15 protein-coding genes are annotated in these 17,072 nt (G+C 63.4%); 9 read left to right on the forward strand and 6 right to left on the reverse strand.

Annotated features, from left to right (window positions below; all coding sequences use genetic code 11):
- Positions 1-67: 67 nt before the first annotated feature.
- Entirely contained in the window at positions 68-1,417 is a 1,350-nt protein-coding gene (gene purD / locus ACZ5C7_RS16055) for a phosphoribosylamine--glycine ligase (protein ID WP_464377290.1), read from the reverse strand.
- Between the two features lie 194 nt (positions 1,418-1,611).
- Here purD and ACZ5C7_RS16060 point away from each other — a divergent pair, with 194 nt between their 5' ends.
- The gene (locus ACZ5C7_RS16060; protein ID WP_464377291.1) at positions 1,612-2,295 is read left to right on the forward strand and encodes a DUF502 domain-containing protein; all 684 of its coding nucleotides are present in this window, start codon (positions 1,612-1,614) and stop codon (positions 2,293-2,295) included.
- A gap of 187 nt (positions 2,296-2,482) precedes the next feature.
- Here the strand turns inward: ACZ5C7_RS16060 and ACZ5C7_RS16065 are convergent, their stop codons facing one another.
- Positions 2,483-5,257 (reverse strand): DEAD/DEAH box helicase, encoded by a 2,775-nt coding sequence (locus tag ACZ5C7_RS16065; RefSeq protein WP_464377292.1) that lies wholly within the window; start codon positions 5,255-5,257, stop codon positions 2,483-2,485.
- Positions 5,258-5,305: 48 nt separating this feature from the next.
- Positions 5,306-6,916, reverse strand: a complete 1,611-nt coding sequence (locus ACZ5C7_RS16070; protein WP_464377293.1) for a ribonuclease H-like domain-containing protein — start codon at positions 6,914-6,916, stop codon at positions 5,306-5,308.
- Between the two features lie 149 nt (positions 6,917-7,065).
- Here ACZ5C7_RS16070 and ACZ5C7_RS16075 point away from each other — a divergent pair, with 149 nt between their 5' ends.
- The 5 genes from ACZ5C7_RS16075 (at position 7,066) to ACZ5C7_RS16095 (ending at position 12,830) form a co-directional block, all read left to right on the forward strand.
- Positions 7,066-7,731 (forward strand): TlpA family protein disulfide reductase, encoded by a 666-nt coding sequence (locus ACZ5C7_RS16075; protein ID WP_464377294.1) that lies wholly within the window; start codon positions 7,066-7,068, stop codon positions 7,729-7,731.
- A 157-nt stretch (positions 7,732-7,888) separates the two neighbouring features.
- Complete coding sequence (gene thyA / locus ACZ5C7_RS16080) at positions 7,889-8,905, forward strand: thymidylate synthase (protein WP_464377295.1); 1,017 nt, start codon at positions 7,889-7,891, stop codon at positions 8,903-8,905.
- Entirely contained in the window at positions 8,902-9,462 is a 561-nt protein-coding gene (locus ACZ5C7_RS16085) for a dihydrofolate reductase (protein ID WP_464377296.1), read from the forward strand. Before thyA ends, ACZ5C7_RS16085 begins: the two co-directional genes overlap by 4 nt.
- A gap of 112 nt (positions 9,463-9,574) precedes the next feature.
- On the forward strand, positions 9,575-10,075 hold the full coding sequence (locus ACZ5C7_RS16090; protein WP_464377297.1) for a small multi-drug export protein: 501 nt from the start codon (positions 9,575-9,577) through the stop codon (positions 10,073-10,075).
- Between the two features lie 556 nt (positions 10,076-10,631).
- The gene (locus ACZ5C7_RS16095; RefSeq protein ID WP_464377298.1) at positions 10,632-12,830 is read left to right on the forward strand and encodes a thioredoxin domain-containing protein; all 2,199 of its coding nucleotides are present in this window, start codon (positions 10,632-10,634) and stop codon (positions 12,828-12,830) included.
- A gap of 119 nt (positions 12,831-12,949) precedes the next feature.
- On the opposite strand, the gene ACZ5C7_RS16100 is transcribed toward ACZ5C7_RS16095, so the two are convergent.
- From ACZ5C7_RS16100 to ACZ5C7_RS16110, 3 genes are all read right to left on the reverse strand, one after another.
- Complete coding sequence (locus tag ACZ5C7_RS16100; protein WP_464377299.1) at positions 12,950-13,333, reverse strand: TlpA family protein disulfide reductase; 384 nt, start codon at positions 13,331-13,333, stop codon at positions 12,950-12,952.
- A gap of 120 nt (positions 13,334-13,453) precedes the next feature.
- Positions 13,454-13,882, reverse strand: coding sequence for a hypothetical protein (locus ACZ5C7_RS16105; RefSeq protein ID WP_464377300.1), 429 nt, complete (start codon positions 13,880-13,882; stop codon positions 13,454-13,456).
- Between the two features lie 142 nt (positions 13,883-14,024).
- Positions 14,025-14,588, reverse strand: coding sequence for a thioredoxin family protein (locus tag ACZ5C7_RS16110; RefSeq protein ID WP_464377301.1), 564 nt, complete (start codon positions 14,586-14,588; stop codon positions 14,025-14,027).
- Between the two features lie 119 nt (positions 14,589-14,707).
- Here ACZ5C7_RS16110 and ACZ5C7_RS16115 point away from each other — a divergent pair, with 119 nt between their 5' ends.
- The 3 genes from ACZ5C7_RS16115 to ACZ5C7_RS16125 all read left to right on the forward strand — a co-directional run bounded on the left by ACZ5C7_RS16115 (position 14,708) and on the right by ACZ5C7_RS16125 (position 17,064).
- A complete protein-coding gene (locus tag ACZ5C7_RS16115) occupies positions 14,708-15,292 on the forward strand; it encodes a hypothetical protein (protein ID WP_464377302.1) in 585 nt (194 codons plus the stop codon).
- Between the two features lie 129 nt (positions 15,293-15,421).
- Positions 15,422-15,907: an Lrp/AsnC family transcriptional regulator gene (locus tag ACZ5C7_RS16120; protein ID WP_464377303.1), complete on the forward strand. Its 486-nt coding sequence runs from the start codon at positions 15,422-15,424 to the stop codon at positions 15,905-15,907.
- Positions 15,904-17,064, forward strand: a complete 1,161-nt coding sequence (locus ACZ5C7_RS16125) for a pyridoxal phosphate-dependent aminotransferase (RefSeq protein WP_464377304.1) — start codon at positions 15,904-15,906, stop codon at positions 17,062-17,064. Before ACZ5C7_RS16120 ends, ACZ5C7_RS16125 begins: the two co-directional genes overlap by 4 nt.
- Positions 17,065-17,072 lie beyond the last annotated feature (8 nt).

Raw genomic sequence — 17,072 nt, forward strand, 5'->3', positions numbered from 1 at the left:
GAAAAGATCCAGCCGCGCAGAAATCAGCGGTGCGAAAACTAGGCAAATCGCGACGTTTTCGCGGTTCCTACTCGCCCCGAAGCTCCTCGATGTGATCGATCCGCTGCTGGACGAGATCCGGTTTGCCGATATCGTGGCGCATGTGGAGTCCCTTCTCGCCGGCGACTGCCAGCGCGTCTTCGGCGATCTCCTCTGCCTCGCTGATCGAGTCCGCGACGCCGACGAGCGCGAACGACCGCGAGGTCGTCGTGTAGATGCCGTCCTCGCGTTCGTCTACGCTCGCGTAGTACAGCAAGGCCTTACCCGCACTCTCTCGCGGCTCATCACCGCTCGAGTTCTTCGTGGCGCCCACCGCGCGCGCCACGCTCTCTTCATCAACCTGCACTTTCGCACCCGCTGTCGGATTCGTTGGGTAGCCTTCCGGAACCGCATATTTACAGACCGTCGCCCGCTCGGCGAACTCGAGTGACGGCGGCTCCTCCCCATCTCGAGCGGCCACGAGAACGTCCAGAAAGTCCGTCTCGAGGACGGGTAGGGTGTTCATCGCCTCCGGATCGCCGAAGCGGGCGTTGAACTCGATCACTTTCGGCCCTTCCGAGGTGAGCATGAACTGGCCGTAGAGGATACCGCGGTAGTCCTCGAGCGAGTCGACCGTGGCTTCGATGATCTCGACGGCGTCCTCGTAGTCCGCCTCGGTCATGAACGGAAGCTCGAACGTCGCGTCGGTGTAGGATCCCATCCCGCCCGTGTTCGGCCCTTCGTCGCCCTCGTAGGCGCGTTTGTGGTCCTGGACGGCCGGGGCAGTCTCGAACCCGCCGTTGGCGACGAACGCCTGGATCGTGAATTCCTCGCCGATGAGCCGTTCCTCGAGGACGATCCGATCGTAGTCCGAATCCCGGATGTACTCCTTGCCCTCCTCTGACGTCACCTGGTCGCCGATGACTTTCACGCCCTTCCCGCCCGTGAGACCGGCGGGCTTGATGGCGAGGTCGCCGTCGTACTCGTCGATGAACGCGCACGCGGCGTCCATGTCGTCGAACGTTTCGAAGTCGGGACAGCCGGGGACGTCGTTCTCCGCCATGAACCGACGCTGGAAGGCTTTGTCCGTCTCGATTTTGGCGTCGACCTGCTTCGGTCCGAAGGCGTAGACGCCGACGTCCTCGAGCGCGTCCGAAACGCCGGCGTCGAGGGGCGCTTCGGGGCCGACGACGGCGATCGTGGCGTCGATCGTCTCCGCGTAGTCTGCGACCGCATCTGGATCGGTCGTCTCGAGCGTTTCGAACTCGGATGCGAGCCGCGCGATACCCGGGTTCTTGTTCCCCGCGCAGGCGGACAGTTCAACGTCGCTTCCCGCGAGTTCGCGAGCGATCGCGTGCTCGCGCCCGCCGCCGCCGATCAACAGCACGTGTTCGCGCATGCTCGATAGCCGGACGCACGAACCTGTAAGCGTTGCTCTTTGCTCGAGCCCGGAATGCCCACGGACGTGGATATTTCGGGACCGAGCCCGGTTCTCGGAAACCGTACCGAGCCGTTTTCGGGGTACCCGATTTCCACGACAATCACAATCTACTAACAACACGGTTGCGTAGACCGCGCTGTGATCAGGAGTCTATGAGTACGTGGAAGCGAGACTTCGCCAGCGGACTCATCGTTCTCGGCCCGATCATCGCCACGTTGTTCATCTGTTATCTCCTGTATTCGTTCATTGCGAACCTCACGCCCGGTGTGGTGATCAACGCGGAGCTCCTCGAGCCGTTTCTTCCCGGTATCGGAGAAGCAGCCAGAGCGCAGCTCGCCCGATTAATTCGAGTGATCACGTTTCTCACGCTTCTCGCGGCCCTGATGATCGCCTTCGGCCCGTTTTTGCGGACGAAACTCGGGTCGCTGTTCGAGGACCTGATCGACTACGGTGCGAACCGCGTTCCCGGTCTCCGACTCGTCTACAACGCCTCGAAAACGGCGACCGAAACGACGATTGGCGAGAACGAATCGCTACAGACGCCGGTCAAACTCGAGACCTGGAAAGGGTTTCGGATGACCGCATTCAAGACTGGACAGATCTCCGAAGACGATCGAGTGTTGCTCTTCTTACCCACGTCGCCGAACATCACCACCGGCTTCGTTCTCGAGGTCGATTCCGAGCGCATCACGACGATCGACGAAAGCGTCGAAGAGGCGCTGACTCGAGTCGTCAGCGCCGGATTCGGCGACGCGGATCGAGCCAAGGCGGATCTCGAGAAGGGGACCGAAATTACGGTTATCGACGAGATGTCGATCGACCGAAAGGACGACTGACCTGCTTTCCCGCGTTCACGCGGGCGTTCGACTCGCTTGGGCTCTGTGACTGCTTGCGGCTCTGTAACTCACTCTTGCGGTTTTGTAACCTCACACATCGGCCTTGTACCGGACCGCCCACGTCCGTCCGGAACGAACAGAACGACTACGTTTGTTGGGAACGAACAAAATTCGATACCCGGCCGCGCTACGAGTAGAACAGCGGCGGCCGCCTGTCCTCGCTTTGTGCACTCGTCTCTTCATCCGGCTCTGTACTATCCTCCGAACCCGATACCTCGAGCCTTTCCCTGTCTTCGGCTTCGAGCAACGCGTCCAGAACGTCGATAGCGGCCCCGCGGTGTAGCGGCTGGTTGTCGTTTCCACACTGTTCGTCCATCACGCAGGCGGGACAGCCGTCGATCCGCCCGCACCCGCAGTCGGCGATATGCTCTCGCGCGCGCTGAGCGACGGCTTCGAAGTTCTCGTAAATCGCCCGCGAGAACCCCAGCCCGCCCTCGATACCGTCGTAGATGAACCAGCCACTCGAGGGAGTGGCCTCGAGTTCGACCGCGGTCGCCCGAACCGTCGCCCTGGCGGCGGCGAGGGTTTCCGGCTCGTTTCTTTGGGATCCCGTCGAGCGAGGGTGATCGTTAGCGTCTTTCGTCGGTTCGTCCTCGCCGACACCGAGGTCCAAGTGCGAATCGATCGTCAGGGTGGCGAGCCCACCCAGATCGCGTTTATCGAGCATGAGCTCGAGCGGCGCGACGCCGATGGTCGCGTGTTCGGCGGCGTGGAGTCCGGCGGCGTACCCCAGGTGAGGGGTTTCTGCGAGCTCCGAGTCGAGAGCGGGGACCGAAAAGTCGCGATACTTCTCGACGAGGGCTCGTTCGACTTCGCGAGGGACCTCGAGCCAGCACAGTTGCGTGTCCATCGACAGCGGCGGGTTGTCCGTCGGCACGCCCTGCGCTCGTCGTTTCCCGCCGTGGACCCCGACTTCGTCGTAAGTTCCGTGATAGACCAGTACCCGGCCGCGTCCGTAGTGGAGCGTGAAGTCGCCAATGTCGCGGCTCTCTTCGGCGGTCGCATCGAGGACCGTCACGTCGCTCTGGGTCACCGTGTAGTAATCCACGTCCGTCGGCCGCACCGTGACGTGGGGCTTGGGGCCGTCGTGAACCACGTCACAGACCTCGTACTGACGACCTTCGTGGAGCCGGACGGCTCCCTCGTGGAAGTCCCGGTAGACCCGCTCGCGCGCAAGCGGCTCCATCTCCGGATCGTGTTTCTCGTCGACGCCCTCCGCGAGTCGGACTTCGTACTCCTCGCCCCGCGTCGCGTACAGCGAAATCGTCGACTGGGGACGAGGCGGGCCGCAGTAGGAAACGCCCGTCTCGAGGACGCCCGTCACCTTTCCCGCTCGTCGCCACATCTCGAGGGCGCGCTCGAGTCGCTCGCGGTCGGCGAACGAACCCGCGTCCCGTTCGTCTATCGCGAGCTCGTCGGCCGCACAGAGCAAATGCTGGGCGAAGACCGCGTCATTGCCGACATCCGCGACGGCGTCTTCAACATCGGACTCGAGCAGGAATTCGGGGTTCGAGACGACGTACTGATCGAGGGTTCGGTGTTCGGCGACGAGCACCGACAGCGCCCGGTCCGTTCCCCGTCCGGCGCGGCCGATCTGTTGCCAGAACGACTGGCGCTGGCCGGGATACCCCATTTGGACCGTCGCATCCATCTCCCCCACGTTGATCCCGAGCTCGAGGGCGTTCGTCGACGCGACGCCGTCTAAGAGCCCGTTTTTCAGCCGGTGTTCGGTTCCGTGGCGTTTCACCCTCGAGTGGCCCGCGTGGTACGGTTCGATGGCGCTTCCCCTGTCGGGGTCCGTATAGTGTCGACGCCGATCCCGTCGGTGCTGGCTCGCTCGTTTGACCGAGAGTTCGGCGAGCTTTCTCGAGGGTGTGAACAGAAGCGTCTGGACGTCCTGGTACGCGAGGTGCGAGAGAAGTTTCGGCGACTCGACGGACGCTGGGACGCGCTCTATGACCCCTTCGACGGCGTCGGACGCCTCGCCCTCGTCCGGAACGGCGTCCGCGCGTTCGCCGCCGTCTTCGGAACCGGCGTTCCCGTCCTCGCGCGCCCTCGGTGGCGGGTTCCAGAGAACGATATCGCGGGGCCCCTTCGGCGAGCCGTCCTCGTCGACGACCGTCACCGGCTCGTCGATCAGCCCTTCGGAGTGCTCGCCCGGATTGCCGATCGTCGCGCTGGTCATCACGAATTGGGGTGCCGTTCCGTAGTACCCGAGGACGCGTCTGAGCCGCCGGAGGATCCAGGCGACGTGCATGCCGTGGACGCCGGTGTAGGTGTGGGACTCGTCGATAACGACGAGGTCGCAGGCCGAGAAAAAGCGCGCCCAGCGGTCGTGGTCGTGAAGGTAGGTGTTCACCCCCGCGAAGTTCGAGATGATCACGTCCGCCTCCTCGCGGATCTGCCGACGTTCGGTTCCGCGTTCGGTATCTCCGTCGTAGACTCGAACCGTGATGTCGAGTTCCAGTCGGTCGTAGATGTCGTTTAGTTCGCGTTCCTGATCCCTCGAGAGGGCTTTCGTCGGATACAACACGTAGGCCGTCGAGTCGCCGCGTTCGTGCTCGGCCGATCTGCGCTTGGCCTCGAGATAGTTCCGGGCGATCTGGAGGGCGTAGATCCGCGTTTTGCCGGAGGACGTACTCGTCGCCACGCAGACGTTTTCGCCTCGATCGAGCGCCTCGAGGGCCTCGGCCTGGTGGACGTAGCAATCGTGTTCCAGCGGTTCAGCCAATTCGGGCTCGAGGAGGTCCTCGTTCGACACCGTCTCCGCCTCGCGGCCCGGTCGTTCGAGAACGGTCACGTCCTCGGGATCTCGATACCGCGGGAAGCTCGCGAGGAGGTCGTCGCCGATTATCGGTTCGCCGGCGGGTGAGTCGACCGTTCCCTCGGGTCGGTTACTCATCAGTTCGATCACTCGTTCTCGACAGTTCGTCCGTTCGAGTATTCAGCATCAAAAATCACCGAGTCCGGTTTGTGAGCCGGCGTTCGTCGTCTCCGGTCTCGACTCCGCGGCGACCATCGTAGCGTCCCGTAGCTGCTCGTAAACGTGCCACAGCGCCCGACAGTCGTCCTCACAGTAGGCTTCGTGGCGGTCCCACTCGAGTTCCGCACCGGTTCGCATAAATCGCTGGTAGGCCGCCGCGGTCCGGGCCCCGTCTAGGTCGGTCCCCGCTCCGTCGTACCCGAGCGCCGCCGAGACGTCCTCGAGCGCATTCGTCCGACCGGGAAGCACCGCGTTCTCGTCGCCGACGGCCCAACCGTAGAGATCGAGTTTCGGAACCGACTCCCACGAATCGACGTACCGTGGGACGTGCCGATTGAGGAACGACTCGAGGTGCCGGTAATCGAACCGCCACCCGTTCCACGTCAGGAGCGCCCGATCGGGGTGGACACCGAACAGCCAGTCGCAAAAGGTCTCGAGTACGGGACCCGGCTCGTCCGGATTCGATCGCTCGACGAACGCGCGGTACTCGTCGACCGCGGGATCGTAGACGCCGATCTGCCAGATGATCGTCGGCGAAAGCCCGTCGGTTTCGATGTCGAGACACAGCGGCGGCTTCGGCCAGCCCTCGCCGGGGAGCGATTCGTTCGAGAGCCGACGCGGTTCTCCCGACTCGAGGACTTTCGCGTGCCGGTGCATCCGCGCCGCCGTTTTGCGCCCGATTCCCGACACCGAGGAGAGCGTCTCGATCGGCGTCTCGAGGAGTTCGGCTCTGTTCGTTACGCCTCTTTTCTCGAGTTTCCGGGCGGTTTTCGGGCCGACTCCGGGGACGGCCTCGAGTCCGAAGGCGTCCGCCGAAAGCGTCTCGATACCGCTTACGCCGGGCGTTGCGGAGTCACCTCCGTTGGAGCGCCCTGCGACGCCGCCGTCGAAGCCTCCGGCGTCGTCCTCGAGAGCCGAATCGAGAGTCACTGCCGAAATCGATCTCGCGGTTCCGTACCCCTCTCGAGGGCCGATTCCGACGAGCCGAACGCCGACGCGGGTTTCGTCGAGCGGCTTCGTTGCCGTTTCTTGTGCTTTCGTCGACTGAATGGCGTCGGCTCCGACGGCCAATACGTCGCCGGTGTCGGCCTCGAGTCGCCAGACCTCGTCGTACCCGGCGGCGAGCCCGCCGGTCAGGACGGTCGTCGTCTCGCCGGGTGGCAAAGACGTGGCCAGTTCGGACGAACGTGAAAGGTCAGTCTCGAGCGCCGTCGGCCGAACCGTCGTCGTCACGTCGTCACAGACGACGGCGGCGACGGAGTCTCCGGACCCGAGGAGCTGAACGAGATCCGGTTCGGCGTCGGGGAGTGCACTGACGCCTCGAGTGGTGACGAGCGAACACGGTCCCAGCTCGTGATGACGAATCGGTTCGGCGGCGTCTATCAGGGGCGGGTGGACGACCGGAACGTCGAACGCGTGTCGGGCTCGAGCGTCCGCCTGCGGCGCGCGTTCCGGGCCGTGGACCAGAACGATATCCGGGTCGAAGTACGCTCGAGCGTCTCGCAAGGCCGTGAGGGACCGGTTCGATAGCACGGCGGGAGAGACTGTGAGCACGCGCGAGCCGCCTCGAGTACGCATCGGTCGTCGGAAGGCCACCCGCGATTATGAGCGTTTGGAGATCGGAGTGAAAGTGTAGCGAGTCGGGACGCCCCGAACAGCGGTGACGAGCAGTTTGTCCGGTCACCTCCCTCCAGCAGTCTTTTTCCAATTGCGACGAATGAACTGGTATGGATTCGAATCGGTCGTCAGATCTGTCGCGAGAGCGGTCCGATACGTCCCTCGAGCCTCGAGGGAAAGCGAAAACGGGTATCACCCGTCGGCGGGTTCTTCACTCGTCGGTGGCGGTGGGTGCGTTCACGGCATTCGCCGGCTGTCTCGACGACGATTCGAATGCGGATCAAGACGGTGAAGGCCAAGGAAACGAACAGAACGGCTCCGACCCGAGTCCACCGTTCGAGATCAGAACGATCGACGCCCGCGGGAGCGAGAGCGGGGAGATCTCGATTCCCGAGGACGGAACCGTTCTCGTCGTCAACTTCGCCAGAACCCAGTGTCCGACGAGCGAGGGACAAATATCCGATATTTCCGACGCGATCGACGAAGGAGGGACGGATTCGGCCCGATTTCTGACGGTCAACGACTGGACGAGAGGACCGGCGGATACCGAAGACGAACTGTCCGAGTGGTGGAAAACGGAAACCGACGGCGACTGGCTCATCGGTATCGACGAAGACGGTGAGGCCGCCGACTACTACGATGTCGTGAGTTTTCCCAAGACGATGGTCCTCGATGAAGACGGTAAAATCACATGGAGTCACTCGGGTGAGAGCGGATCGAGTCGACTTCTCGGAGCCATCGACGACGCCGTCGACTCCGAGGACGACTCGGCGTGAACGTCTAGTGAGACGGTCCAGTTAAATGTCTAATGAGCCAACCCAGCGTGAACGTCCGGTGAGGCGATCCAGCGTGAACACCCGACGGCGACGATTCGCGGTAAACGATCGGTTGAATCGAGGCGATTTATGGTGACCCAGCCGAAACCGGTGTACAATGCGTCAGTACCTCGAGCTAGTCGATTCGGTTCTTTCGGACGGAGCACACAAGCCGAACCGAACCGGCGTCGACACGATTTCGTCGTTTAGCGAGCACTACGAGGTCGATCTACAGGAGGGGTATCCACTGTTGACGACCAAAGCGATGGACGGCTACCGGTGGAACTCGATGATTCACGAGGTCTGCTGGTATCTCTCCGGCGAAGAGCACGTCAAGAACCTCCGCGAGGAGACCAAAATCTGGGATGCGTGGGCGGACGACGAGGGTAACCTCGACACCGCTTACGGTCGCTTCTGGCGACGATATCCGATTCCGGAGGGAAAGAGCCAACTCGAGGGGGAGTCCTGGCCCGAAGACGGTCATCGCTGGGTTAGCGAGGAGGCAGACGGTCGGCGGACGTTCGACCAGCTTCAGTACGTGATCGACACGCTCTCGGATAGCCCGAACTCGCGTCGGCTCGTCGTCAACGCCTGGCATCCCGCCAACGCGGCCGTCTCGACGCTGCCGCCGTGTCACTACTCCTATGTCTTCAACGTGCAAGGGGACCAACTCAACTGCCACCTCACCCAGCGCTCGGGCGATGTCGCGCTCGGTATCCCGTTCAACATCGCCGCCTACGCGCTCCTGACAAAAGTGATCGCCAACCAGACCGGCTTCGAACCAGGTACCTTCGCCCACACGGTGGTCGATTCGCACGTCTACTGCGGTCGCGGCGATCGCGGTGACTGGTACGCGGACAACCTCGAGTCCCTCCAATCCCGTTTAGCCGACGTCGACGACCGGGAGGAGTATCGAGACGTCAACGCGTGGCTCGAGTCCGAAGCCCCGGCCGAAGCCGAGGGCGACGAACGGTTCGACCACGTCCCCGGTCTACTCGAGCAACTCGCTCGCGAACCGCTCGAGCGGCCGACCCTGGAGGTCGCCGACGTCTCGATCGATGAGTTGCGTGCAGATGATGTCTCCCTCGAGGACTACGAGTCCCACGACGGGCTGGAGTTCGCGGTCGCCGAATGAGCGAGGACGGACGGTCCGGAGCAGTAGACAGTCCAGTTCTCGAGACGAACCTCGAGCTGGTCGGCATCGTCGCCGTCGCCGAAAACGGTGTCATCGGCAAGGATGGCGACATGCCCTGGCACGTTCCCGAGGATCTGGCACACTTCAAGGAGACGACGATGGATCACCCGATCCTCATGGGACGGGTGACCTACGAGGGGATCCTCGAGGCGCTGGGCGAACCGCTTCCGGGGCGCACGACGATCGTGCTCACGAATCGGGACCTCGAGACGCCCGAGAACGCCGTTGTGGCACACGGGCTCGAGGACGCGCTCGAGGCGGCCGAAACGGCGGCTCGAGAGCGCCACGGCGGGACCGAGCGCGCGTTCGTCGCCGGCGGTGCGACGATCTACGAGCAGTTCATCCCCGCGCTCGATCGGCTGGTCGTCACCGAGGTTCACGACGACCCGGACGGCGACACGTACTTCCCAGATTGGGATCGCGGCGCGTGGACGGAGGCGTCTCGAGACGACCGGAACGGATTTTCCTTTCTCGAGTACGTTCGTGAGAAGCGCTAACTCGGCGAACGCGATGGCGATAGCGTCAACTATTTGAATTCTGCACCTCATTTAGGCAGTAAGGCGCTGCGTTTCGTACGTGGCGAAGCGAGCGGACGCATCGAAATCGACAATGGCCCTCCTCCCACTACTCGTCGACGTCGGAACGAACCTCGAGGAAGCGTCCGGCCTCCTGCAGTACCTCCTCGTGTTCGTGTTCGCGGCGATTCCGGTGATCGAGATCCTCTTCGTGATCCCCGTAGCGATCGGAATCGGGCTCAACCCGGTCCTGACCGGCGTCTTCGCGTTTGGCGGGAACGTCGCCTCGGTCTACGTCCTGATTCTCTTCCAGCAACGAATCGCGAACTGGTGGGCCAGCCGCCGCGACGCGCCGCCCAAAGAGCGAAGCGACCGGTACGCTCGAGCCCGCCGCGTATGGGATCGGTACGGACTCCCCGGACTCTCGCTGGGCGGGGTCGTCCTGACCGGCGTTCATATTGCGGCGCTCGTCGCGCTCGCGGCGGGGAGTCGAGCTCGAGCCGTCGCGGCCTGGATGACGATCAGCATCGCCCTCTGGACGGTCGCGCTGGTCGTCGCCTCCGTCTACGGGCTCTCGCTTCTCGGACTCGTTTGAACAGAGAGCAATAGCGTGTAACGCTCAGTCGACGACGTTTTGGCGGTCTCTGCTCGCTCTCGTCTCTCACGGATCGTCACGAGCCGCATTTTACATCCAGAAAGCCCCCAACCCGCTCGAGTCGGCTGACGACGCGCGCGCCGCAGTTCGCTTCGCTCACATACGGTGCTAACGGCCCCAGCCTCCCCGACCGGGTCGGCCCCTTTCGATCCCGCCCACAACAACCTCACGGCTCACGGGTCACTTCGTTTGTGGGTCGTTTCTCTCCCCGCTCACCGTTCGAGGGCTTCACTTCGTTCAGCCCTCGCGTTCCCCGCTCGCATCATCGAGGTACTCACTTCGTTCGCGCCTCGTACTCCCCAACCGGCTCGTTCGTTCGTAGACTCACTCACTCGCCCCTCGCGAAGGAACGAGCGCGTCCTCGCCGCCGATGGCTCGGACGCCTCGAGAGCGCGCCAGAAACGGAAAATCACTCGTATCTCGAGATGGGTGGTTTGAGCATCGCGGGATTCGCAAGCCCGCCGCGCTTTTACAGTTCCCGAGCCTACATCGGGCCATGACCCAACCGACCGAGCGCAATCGGCTCTCCGAGGAGCAGAGCCCCTATCTTCGCCAGCACGCGGACAACCCCGTCAACTGGCAGCCGTGGGACGAACAGGCCCTCGAGACCGCGCGCGAACACGACGTACCCATCTTCCTCTCGATCGGCTACTCGGCGTGTCACTGGTGTCACGTCATGGAAGAGGAGAGCTTCGCCGACGAGGAGGTCGCCGAGGCACTCAACGAAAACTTCGTCCCGATCAAGGTCGACCGGGAGGAGCGCCCGGACGTCGACAGCGTCTACATGACGGTCTCCCAGCTCGTGACCGGGCGGGGCGGCTGGCCGCTCTCGGCGTGGCTCACGCCCGAGGGCAAGCCCTTCTACGTCGGGACCTACTTCCCGAAGGAGGAAAAGCGCGGCATGCCAGGCTTCCTCGACCTCCTCGAGAAGACGAGCGGGTCGTGGAACCAGGATCGCGAGGAGGTCGAAAACCGCGCCGAGAAGTGGACCGCCGCGGCGAAAGAGCAACTCGAGGGGGCGTCGGGCCCCGACCGAACGGGTGGAGGCGTCGGAGACGGCGAATCCGCACCACCCTCGAGCGACACGCTCGAGAGCGCCGCCCAGAGCGCGCTCCGAAGCGCCGACCGCCAGTACGGCGGGTTCGGCTCCGACGGGCCGAAGTTCCCCCAGCCGGCTCGGCTCCACATCCTCGCTCGGGCGGCCGACCGATCGGATCGCGATGGCTACCGAGAGGTGCTCGAAGAGACCCTCGATGCGATGATCGACGGCGGTCTCTACGACCACGTCGGCGGCGGCTTCCACCGCTACTGCGTCGATCGGGACTGGACGGTCCCCCACTTCGAGAAGATGCTCTACGACAACGCCGAAATCCCGCGGGCGTTGCTCGCGGGCTATCAGCTCACTGGGAAAGAGCGCTACGCCGAAACCGTCGAGGAGACCCTCGAATTCGTCGAGCGGGAGCTCACCCACGACAACGGCGGCTTCTTCAGCACGCTCGACGCCCAGAGTCTCGACGAGGACGGCGAGAAAGAGGAGGGGACCTTCTACGTCTGGACGCCCGACGAAGTCGAAGCCGTTCTCGAGGACGAGAAAACTGCGGAACTCGTCTGTGCGGGATACGACATCACCTCCTCGGGAAACTTCGAGGGATCGAACGTCCTGAATCGGACCGCGACCGCGGCGGAACTCACAGAGCAGTTCGAGCTGTCCGAGGACGAGATCGAACGGCGACTCGAGGACGCGCTCGAGACCCTCTACGAGGCGCGCGAAGAACGTCCCCGACCGAACCGCGACGAGAAAATTCTCGCGGGCTGGAACGGCATGATGATCTCGGCGTTCGCCGAATCCGCGCTCGTCCTCGGCGAGGATGCTCACGCCGAAACCGCGACCGACGCCCTCGAGTTCGCCCGCGAAACCCTCTGGGACGAGGGCACTGGACGACTCTCGAGACGGTACAAAGACGGGGATGTCGCCGTTGACGGCTACCTCGAGGACTACGCGTTCCTCGCCCGCGGAGCCCTCCATTGCTACGAAGCAACCGGCGACCTCGAGCATCTCGCGTTCGCGCTCGAGCTCGCGGAGACCATTGAAGCCGAGTTCTGGGACGCGGAGGGAGAAACGCTGTATTTCACCCCCGAAAGCGGTGAATCCCTGGTCACTCGCCCGCAGGAACTCGACGACAGTTCGACGCCGTCCTCGACGGGCGTCGCCGTCGAGACCCTGCTCGCGCTCGAGGACGTGGCGGCTCCCGACTCGAGCTTCGGCGAAATCGCGGCGGCCACGCTCGAGACCCACGCCGCGACGATCGAGTCCAATCCGCTCCAGTACGCGACGCTCTGTCTCGCCGCGGATCGCCTTGAGAGCGGCCTCCTCGAGCTCACCGTTGCCGCCTCGGAGCTGCCCGAGACGTGGCGAGACCGGCTCGGCGAACGGTATCTTCCCGACCGACTCCTCGCTCGACGACCGTCGACCGACGAAGAACTCGAAACGTGGCTCGATCGGCTCGACCTCGAGGAGCCGCCGGCGATCTGGGCGGGTCGGGAGGCCCGAGATGGCGAACCGACGCTGTACGTCTGTCGAGACCGGGCGTGTTCACCGCCGACGACGGACATCGACGAGGCACTCGGGTTTCTCGAGGAACGGCAGTCGACGAGCGAGATAGACGGCATCGACGAACAGGACACGCCGTTTTAATCTTCGAGTCGGGGAAGCGTCACTGGTTTTCGACTGTCCTCGGGAAGCGCTGCTCTTGACTGTGGATGTCGATCGGACACGAACGGACGAGAATCTGCTCTGTTCGCTCTCCCCGAACGTTATTCGGCCGTCTCGAGCGTCGCCTCGAGCTGATCGGCGAGCCAGACGGCTGGCGGTCGGTCCTCGGATTCGACGAAGCGGGTGACCTCCTCGCCGCCGTCGTCTTCGACGACGACCGTCGGGATGTATTCGACGTCGTACTCCTCGACGCCGGGGCCCTGCTTGTCCTCGTCGACGGCGATTTCCTCGATTCGATCTTCGGGAACGCCGGCGGCCTCCAAGGCCGCGCCGAAGTCGGGGAGGAGCTTTCGGCAGTCCTTACACCAGTCGCCGCCCCAGACCTTGTAGGTTAGTTCGTCGTTGTGCGCTTCGAGCGTGTCGACGGTTTCCTCGTAGGACGGGGCGTCCCACGTCGGATTCGGCTGCATGGTCTCGAGACTCATGGAATCGAGTTGTGCGCCCGGCGGCTTAACGACCGCGCTTCTGGCAGGTGTTTCGAACGATCTCGAGACATCGACGAGTCGGACGAGGCCCGATCGTTATTTGGATCGGGCGAGGCGCGGTCACTCGGCGGCGACCGCGAGAACGGAAACGATCGCAGCGGCGCCGATCACGTAGAGGCCGAATCGCGGTTCCATCTCTGCCGACCCGATCCCGGCCGCGAAGACGACGCGCTCGGTCGCGACCGCGTACCCGATCGCACCGGCACCCACCCCTTGCATGACGCCGCCGATCGAGACGAGCCAACTCGAGATGATCGCTCCGAGGAGCGCGAGCAGTGATCCACCCACGACGAGCAAGACGACTCCGTAGACCGCTTCCGGATCGCCGTGCGCCGCGACCTCGGAGAGCACCTCGAGAAGGGTGTACTCCGTCTGGTTGGTCCCGAAGCCGCCGACCGATTCAGTGACCTGGAGGTATGGAAACACCAGCGAGAGCAGTCCGAGCGCACCCCCAATAATTCCGAAGAGTCGCCATCCCTGGTTAGTCATAGCCACGGATCTATCCCCCCAGCGCTTGAACATTACTATCCTCGAGGTTTCGTGTCGGGCGAGTGGCTACTCGAGCTAACGACTACCTGAGAAAGTCAGCCTGCGAAACGGTTCCGGACGGTTGAACGAGTCGGCTCCCCGGCTATTCGTCGACCCACTTGATCGAACAGCCCTGCGACGGCTTCCACTCGAGGTCGACCGCCTCGCCGGCCAGGACCGCGTCGATGGCCTCGCGAACGTGGAACCGGGTCGGTTCGTCCTCGGGGTTCATCGCGTCGTCGAGGCGTCCTTGATAGGCGAGTCGGAACTCCCCGTCACTGTTTTCGAAGAGGAACGGATCCGGCGTGCAGACCGCGCCGTACTCCGAAGCGACCGATTGGCTTTCGTCTCGCAGGTAGGCGTCGAAGTCGATCGGCCCCTCCGCGGCGTACTCGCGCATCTTCTCGAGCGAGTCTTCGGGATACTCCTCGGCGTCGTTGGGGTTGATTCCGACGACGGCGACATCGTCGTACTCCTCTGCCAGTTCGTTCAGCAGATCGAACTTGGCTTTGGCGTACGGACAGTGGTTACAGGTAAAGACAACCAGTAGGGCCTCGTTTTCCGCGAACGACTCGAGCGTGTACGTCTCTCCGTCGGCTCCCTCGAGTTCGAACGACGGTGCGACGTCGCCTTCGTCGAGTTCGGTTTCGGACTCTTTCAGGACCATATCGGGTTGGTTTCATTCGTTGAGCCTTAAACGTCGGGTTCGCCCCGGTCCGAGGCGAGACGAATGCGGACGCCACACGACGACTCACATATTTGTACCCCCCGCAACATCCTTGTCGTATGAAGTCACTCGAGGTCACGGACGAACAGTACGCGTTCGTACAGCATCTCCGCGAGGAAATTTCCGAACAGGTCGTCGGCAAATACGGTCACGTTCGCGAGAAAGACGCCGTGCAGTTCCTGATCGACAATCTCGACGGCGACCTCGAGATGGACGGGGAGTTCGAGGCGGCGGACGTCTCGTCGGAACCGATCGAGGATGTCGACGAGTCAGACGGTCTCGAGGAGGTTTCCTACGACGAATCCGAAGAGGGAAGTTCGGATGCAGAGCCAGCGGATGAGAGTTCGGACGCCGACGGTAGCGACGAAGGTGGTGAAGGCGACGGAGCTGAAGACCCAGACGAGGCGGAAGGGGCCGGCGAAGTCGACGGCGACGAAAACGCCGACAGCGACGAAAGCGACGGTGCCGCCGACGACGACGAGATGTTAGACGAGATGATGAGTCTGCTCGAGACCCACGAGGACAAGTGGGAGGAATCGTCGTCCGGAGACCATCGCTACAGCGTCGAACTCCCGGACGGATCGACCGAAGAGGTCCAGACGAAAGACGACGTTCGAGCGATTCTTTTCAAGAAGTATCGGTAGCCCTCGTTTCGCACTGTCTGCCGCCCCGTACTGATCGACGAGTTTGCGAGGCCGGCTCTTGGCCGACGCGTTTGGGAGTGATCGACACGAGTCCGGAAGAAATTTACTCGCGCTCGCGCATCCGTCCGTATGAGCGAACGCGAGGTTCTCGAGTTGCTCCGTGAGAACGCGCGATACAGCACTGCGGATATCGCGCGAATGACCGACCTCGAGGAGTCGGCGGTCGAAGAGACGATCGAGTCACTCGAGGAGGCGGGCGTGATCTGTGGCTACCAGCCGGTCGTCAACTGGGACGAACTCGAGGAAGAGCGGGTCCGCGCCGAAGTCGAGTTGAACGTCATGCTCGACCGCGAGACCGGCTACGGCGACATCGCAGAGCGCCTCGCACGATTTCCGCAGGTGACCGCGTTGCGACTCGTCAGCGGCGACTACGACTTCGATATGGAGGTCGAAGGCGATTCGATCCGCGAAGTATCGCAGTTTATCAGCGAGAAGGTCGCACCCGTCCCCGAGATCACCCAGACGGTCACCCACTACGTGATGACCTCCTACAAGGAAAACGGGATCGAACTCGGCGACGGCGACGACGACGATAGGTTGTCAGTGTCCCCATGACGATCGAGTTGTCCGAGCGCGTCGAGTCGGTCGGGCCATCGGGGATCCGGCGCTTTTTCGAAATCGCCGAGGAGCGCGACGACGTCATCTCGCTGGGCGTCGGCGAACCCGACTTCTCGACCCCGTGGGCCGCTCGAGACGCGGCTATCGCCTCCCTCGAGCAGGGAAAAACGTCCTATACGGCGAATCGCGGCAAGCGCGAGCTTCGCGAAGCGATTTCGAGATACGTCGACGACCGCTTCGATCTCGAGTACGGCGCCGATGAGGAGATTCTCGTCACAGCGGGAGCCAGCGAGGCGGTGGACCTGGCGTTTCGAGCCATCGTCGATCCCGGCGACACGGTCGCTGTCGCCCAACCGTCGTACATCTCTTATGAACCCGGCGTGACCTTCGCCGGCGGCGAGGTGCTTTCGGTCCCGACTCGCGAGGCGGACGACTTCCGGCTCACCGTCGAGGAACTCGAGCGGGCAGGCGCGGCAGACGCGTCTGTGCTCGTTATCTGTTACCCGAACAATCCGACGGGCGCGATCATGACGCGGGAGGATCTCGAGCCGATCGCCGCCTTCGCTCGAGAGCACGACCTAACGGTGCTTTCGGACGAGATCTACGCCGAACTCACCTACGACGACAACGACCACACCTCCATCGCCACCCTCGAGGGAATGCGCGAGCGAACGATCGTGTTCAACGGCTTCTCGAAGGCTCACGCGATGACTGGGCTCCGACTGGGCTACGCACTTGGCCCCGCCGAGGCGATCGGAGCGATGAACCGGATCCACCAGTACACGATGTTGTCGGCACCGACGACGCCACAGTACGCGGCCCTCGAGGCGCTCGACACCTGCGAGGACGACGTACAGGAGATGGTTGACCAGTACGACCGACGGCGGCGATTCGTCCTCTCGCGCTTTCGAGAGATCGGGATGCCGTGTTTCGAGGCGAAGGGCGCGTTTTACGTCTTCCCGGAGGTTCCGGAGGGGTGGTCCGCAGAGGGATTCGCCGAGGACCTCCTGCACGAGCAGGGCGTCGCGGCCGTGCCCGGCGATGTCTTCGGCGACGGTGCCGAGGGTCACCTTCGGGTGTCCTACGCGACCGGCCTCGAGGATCTCAAGGAAGCGCTGAATCGGATCGAGATATTTCTCGAGGAACGCGAATAGGTCGCTCC

The sequence above is a fragment of the Halostagnicola alkaliphila genome, assembly GCF_055379965.1.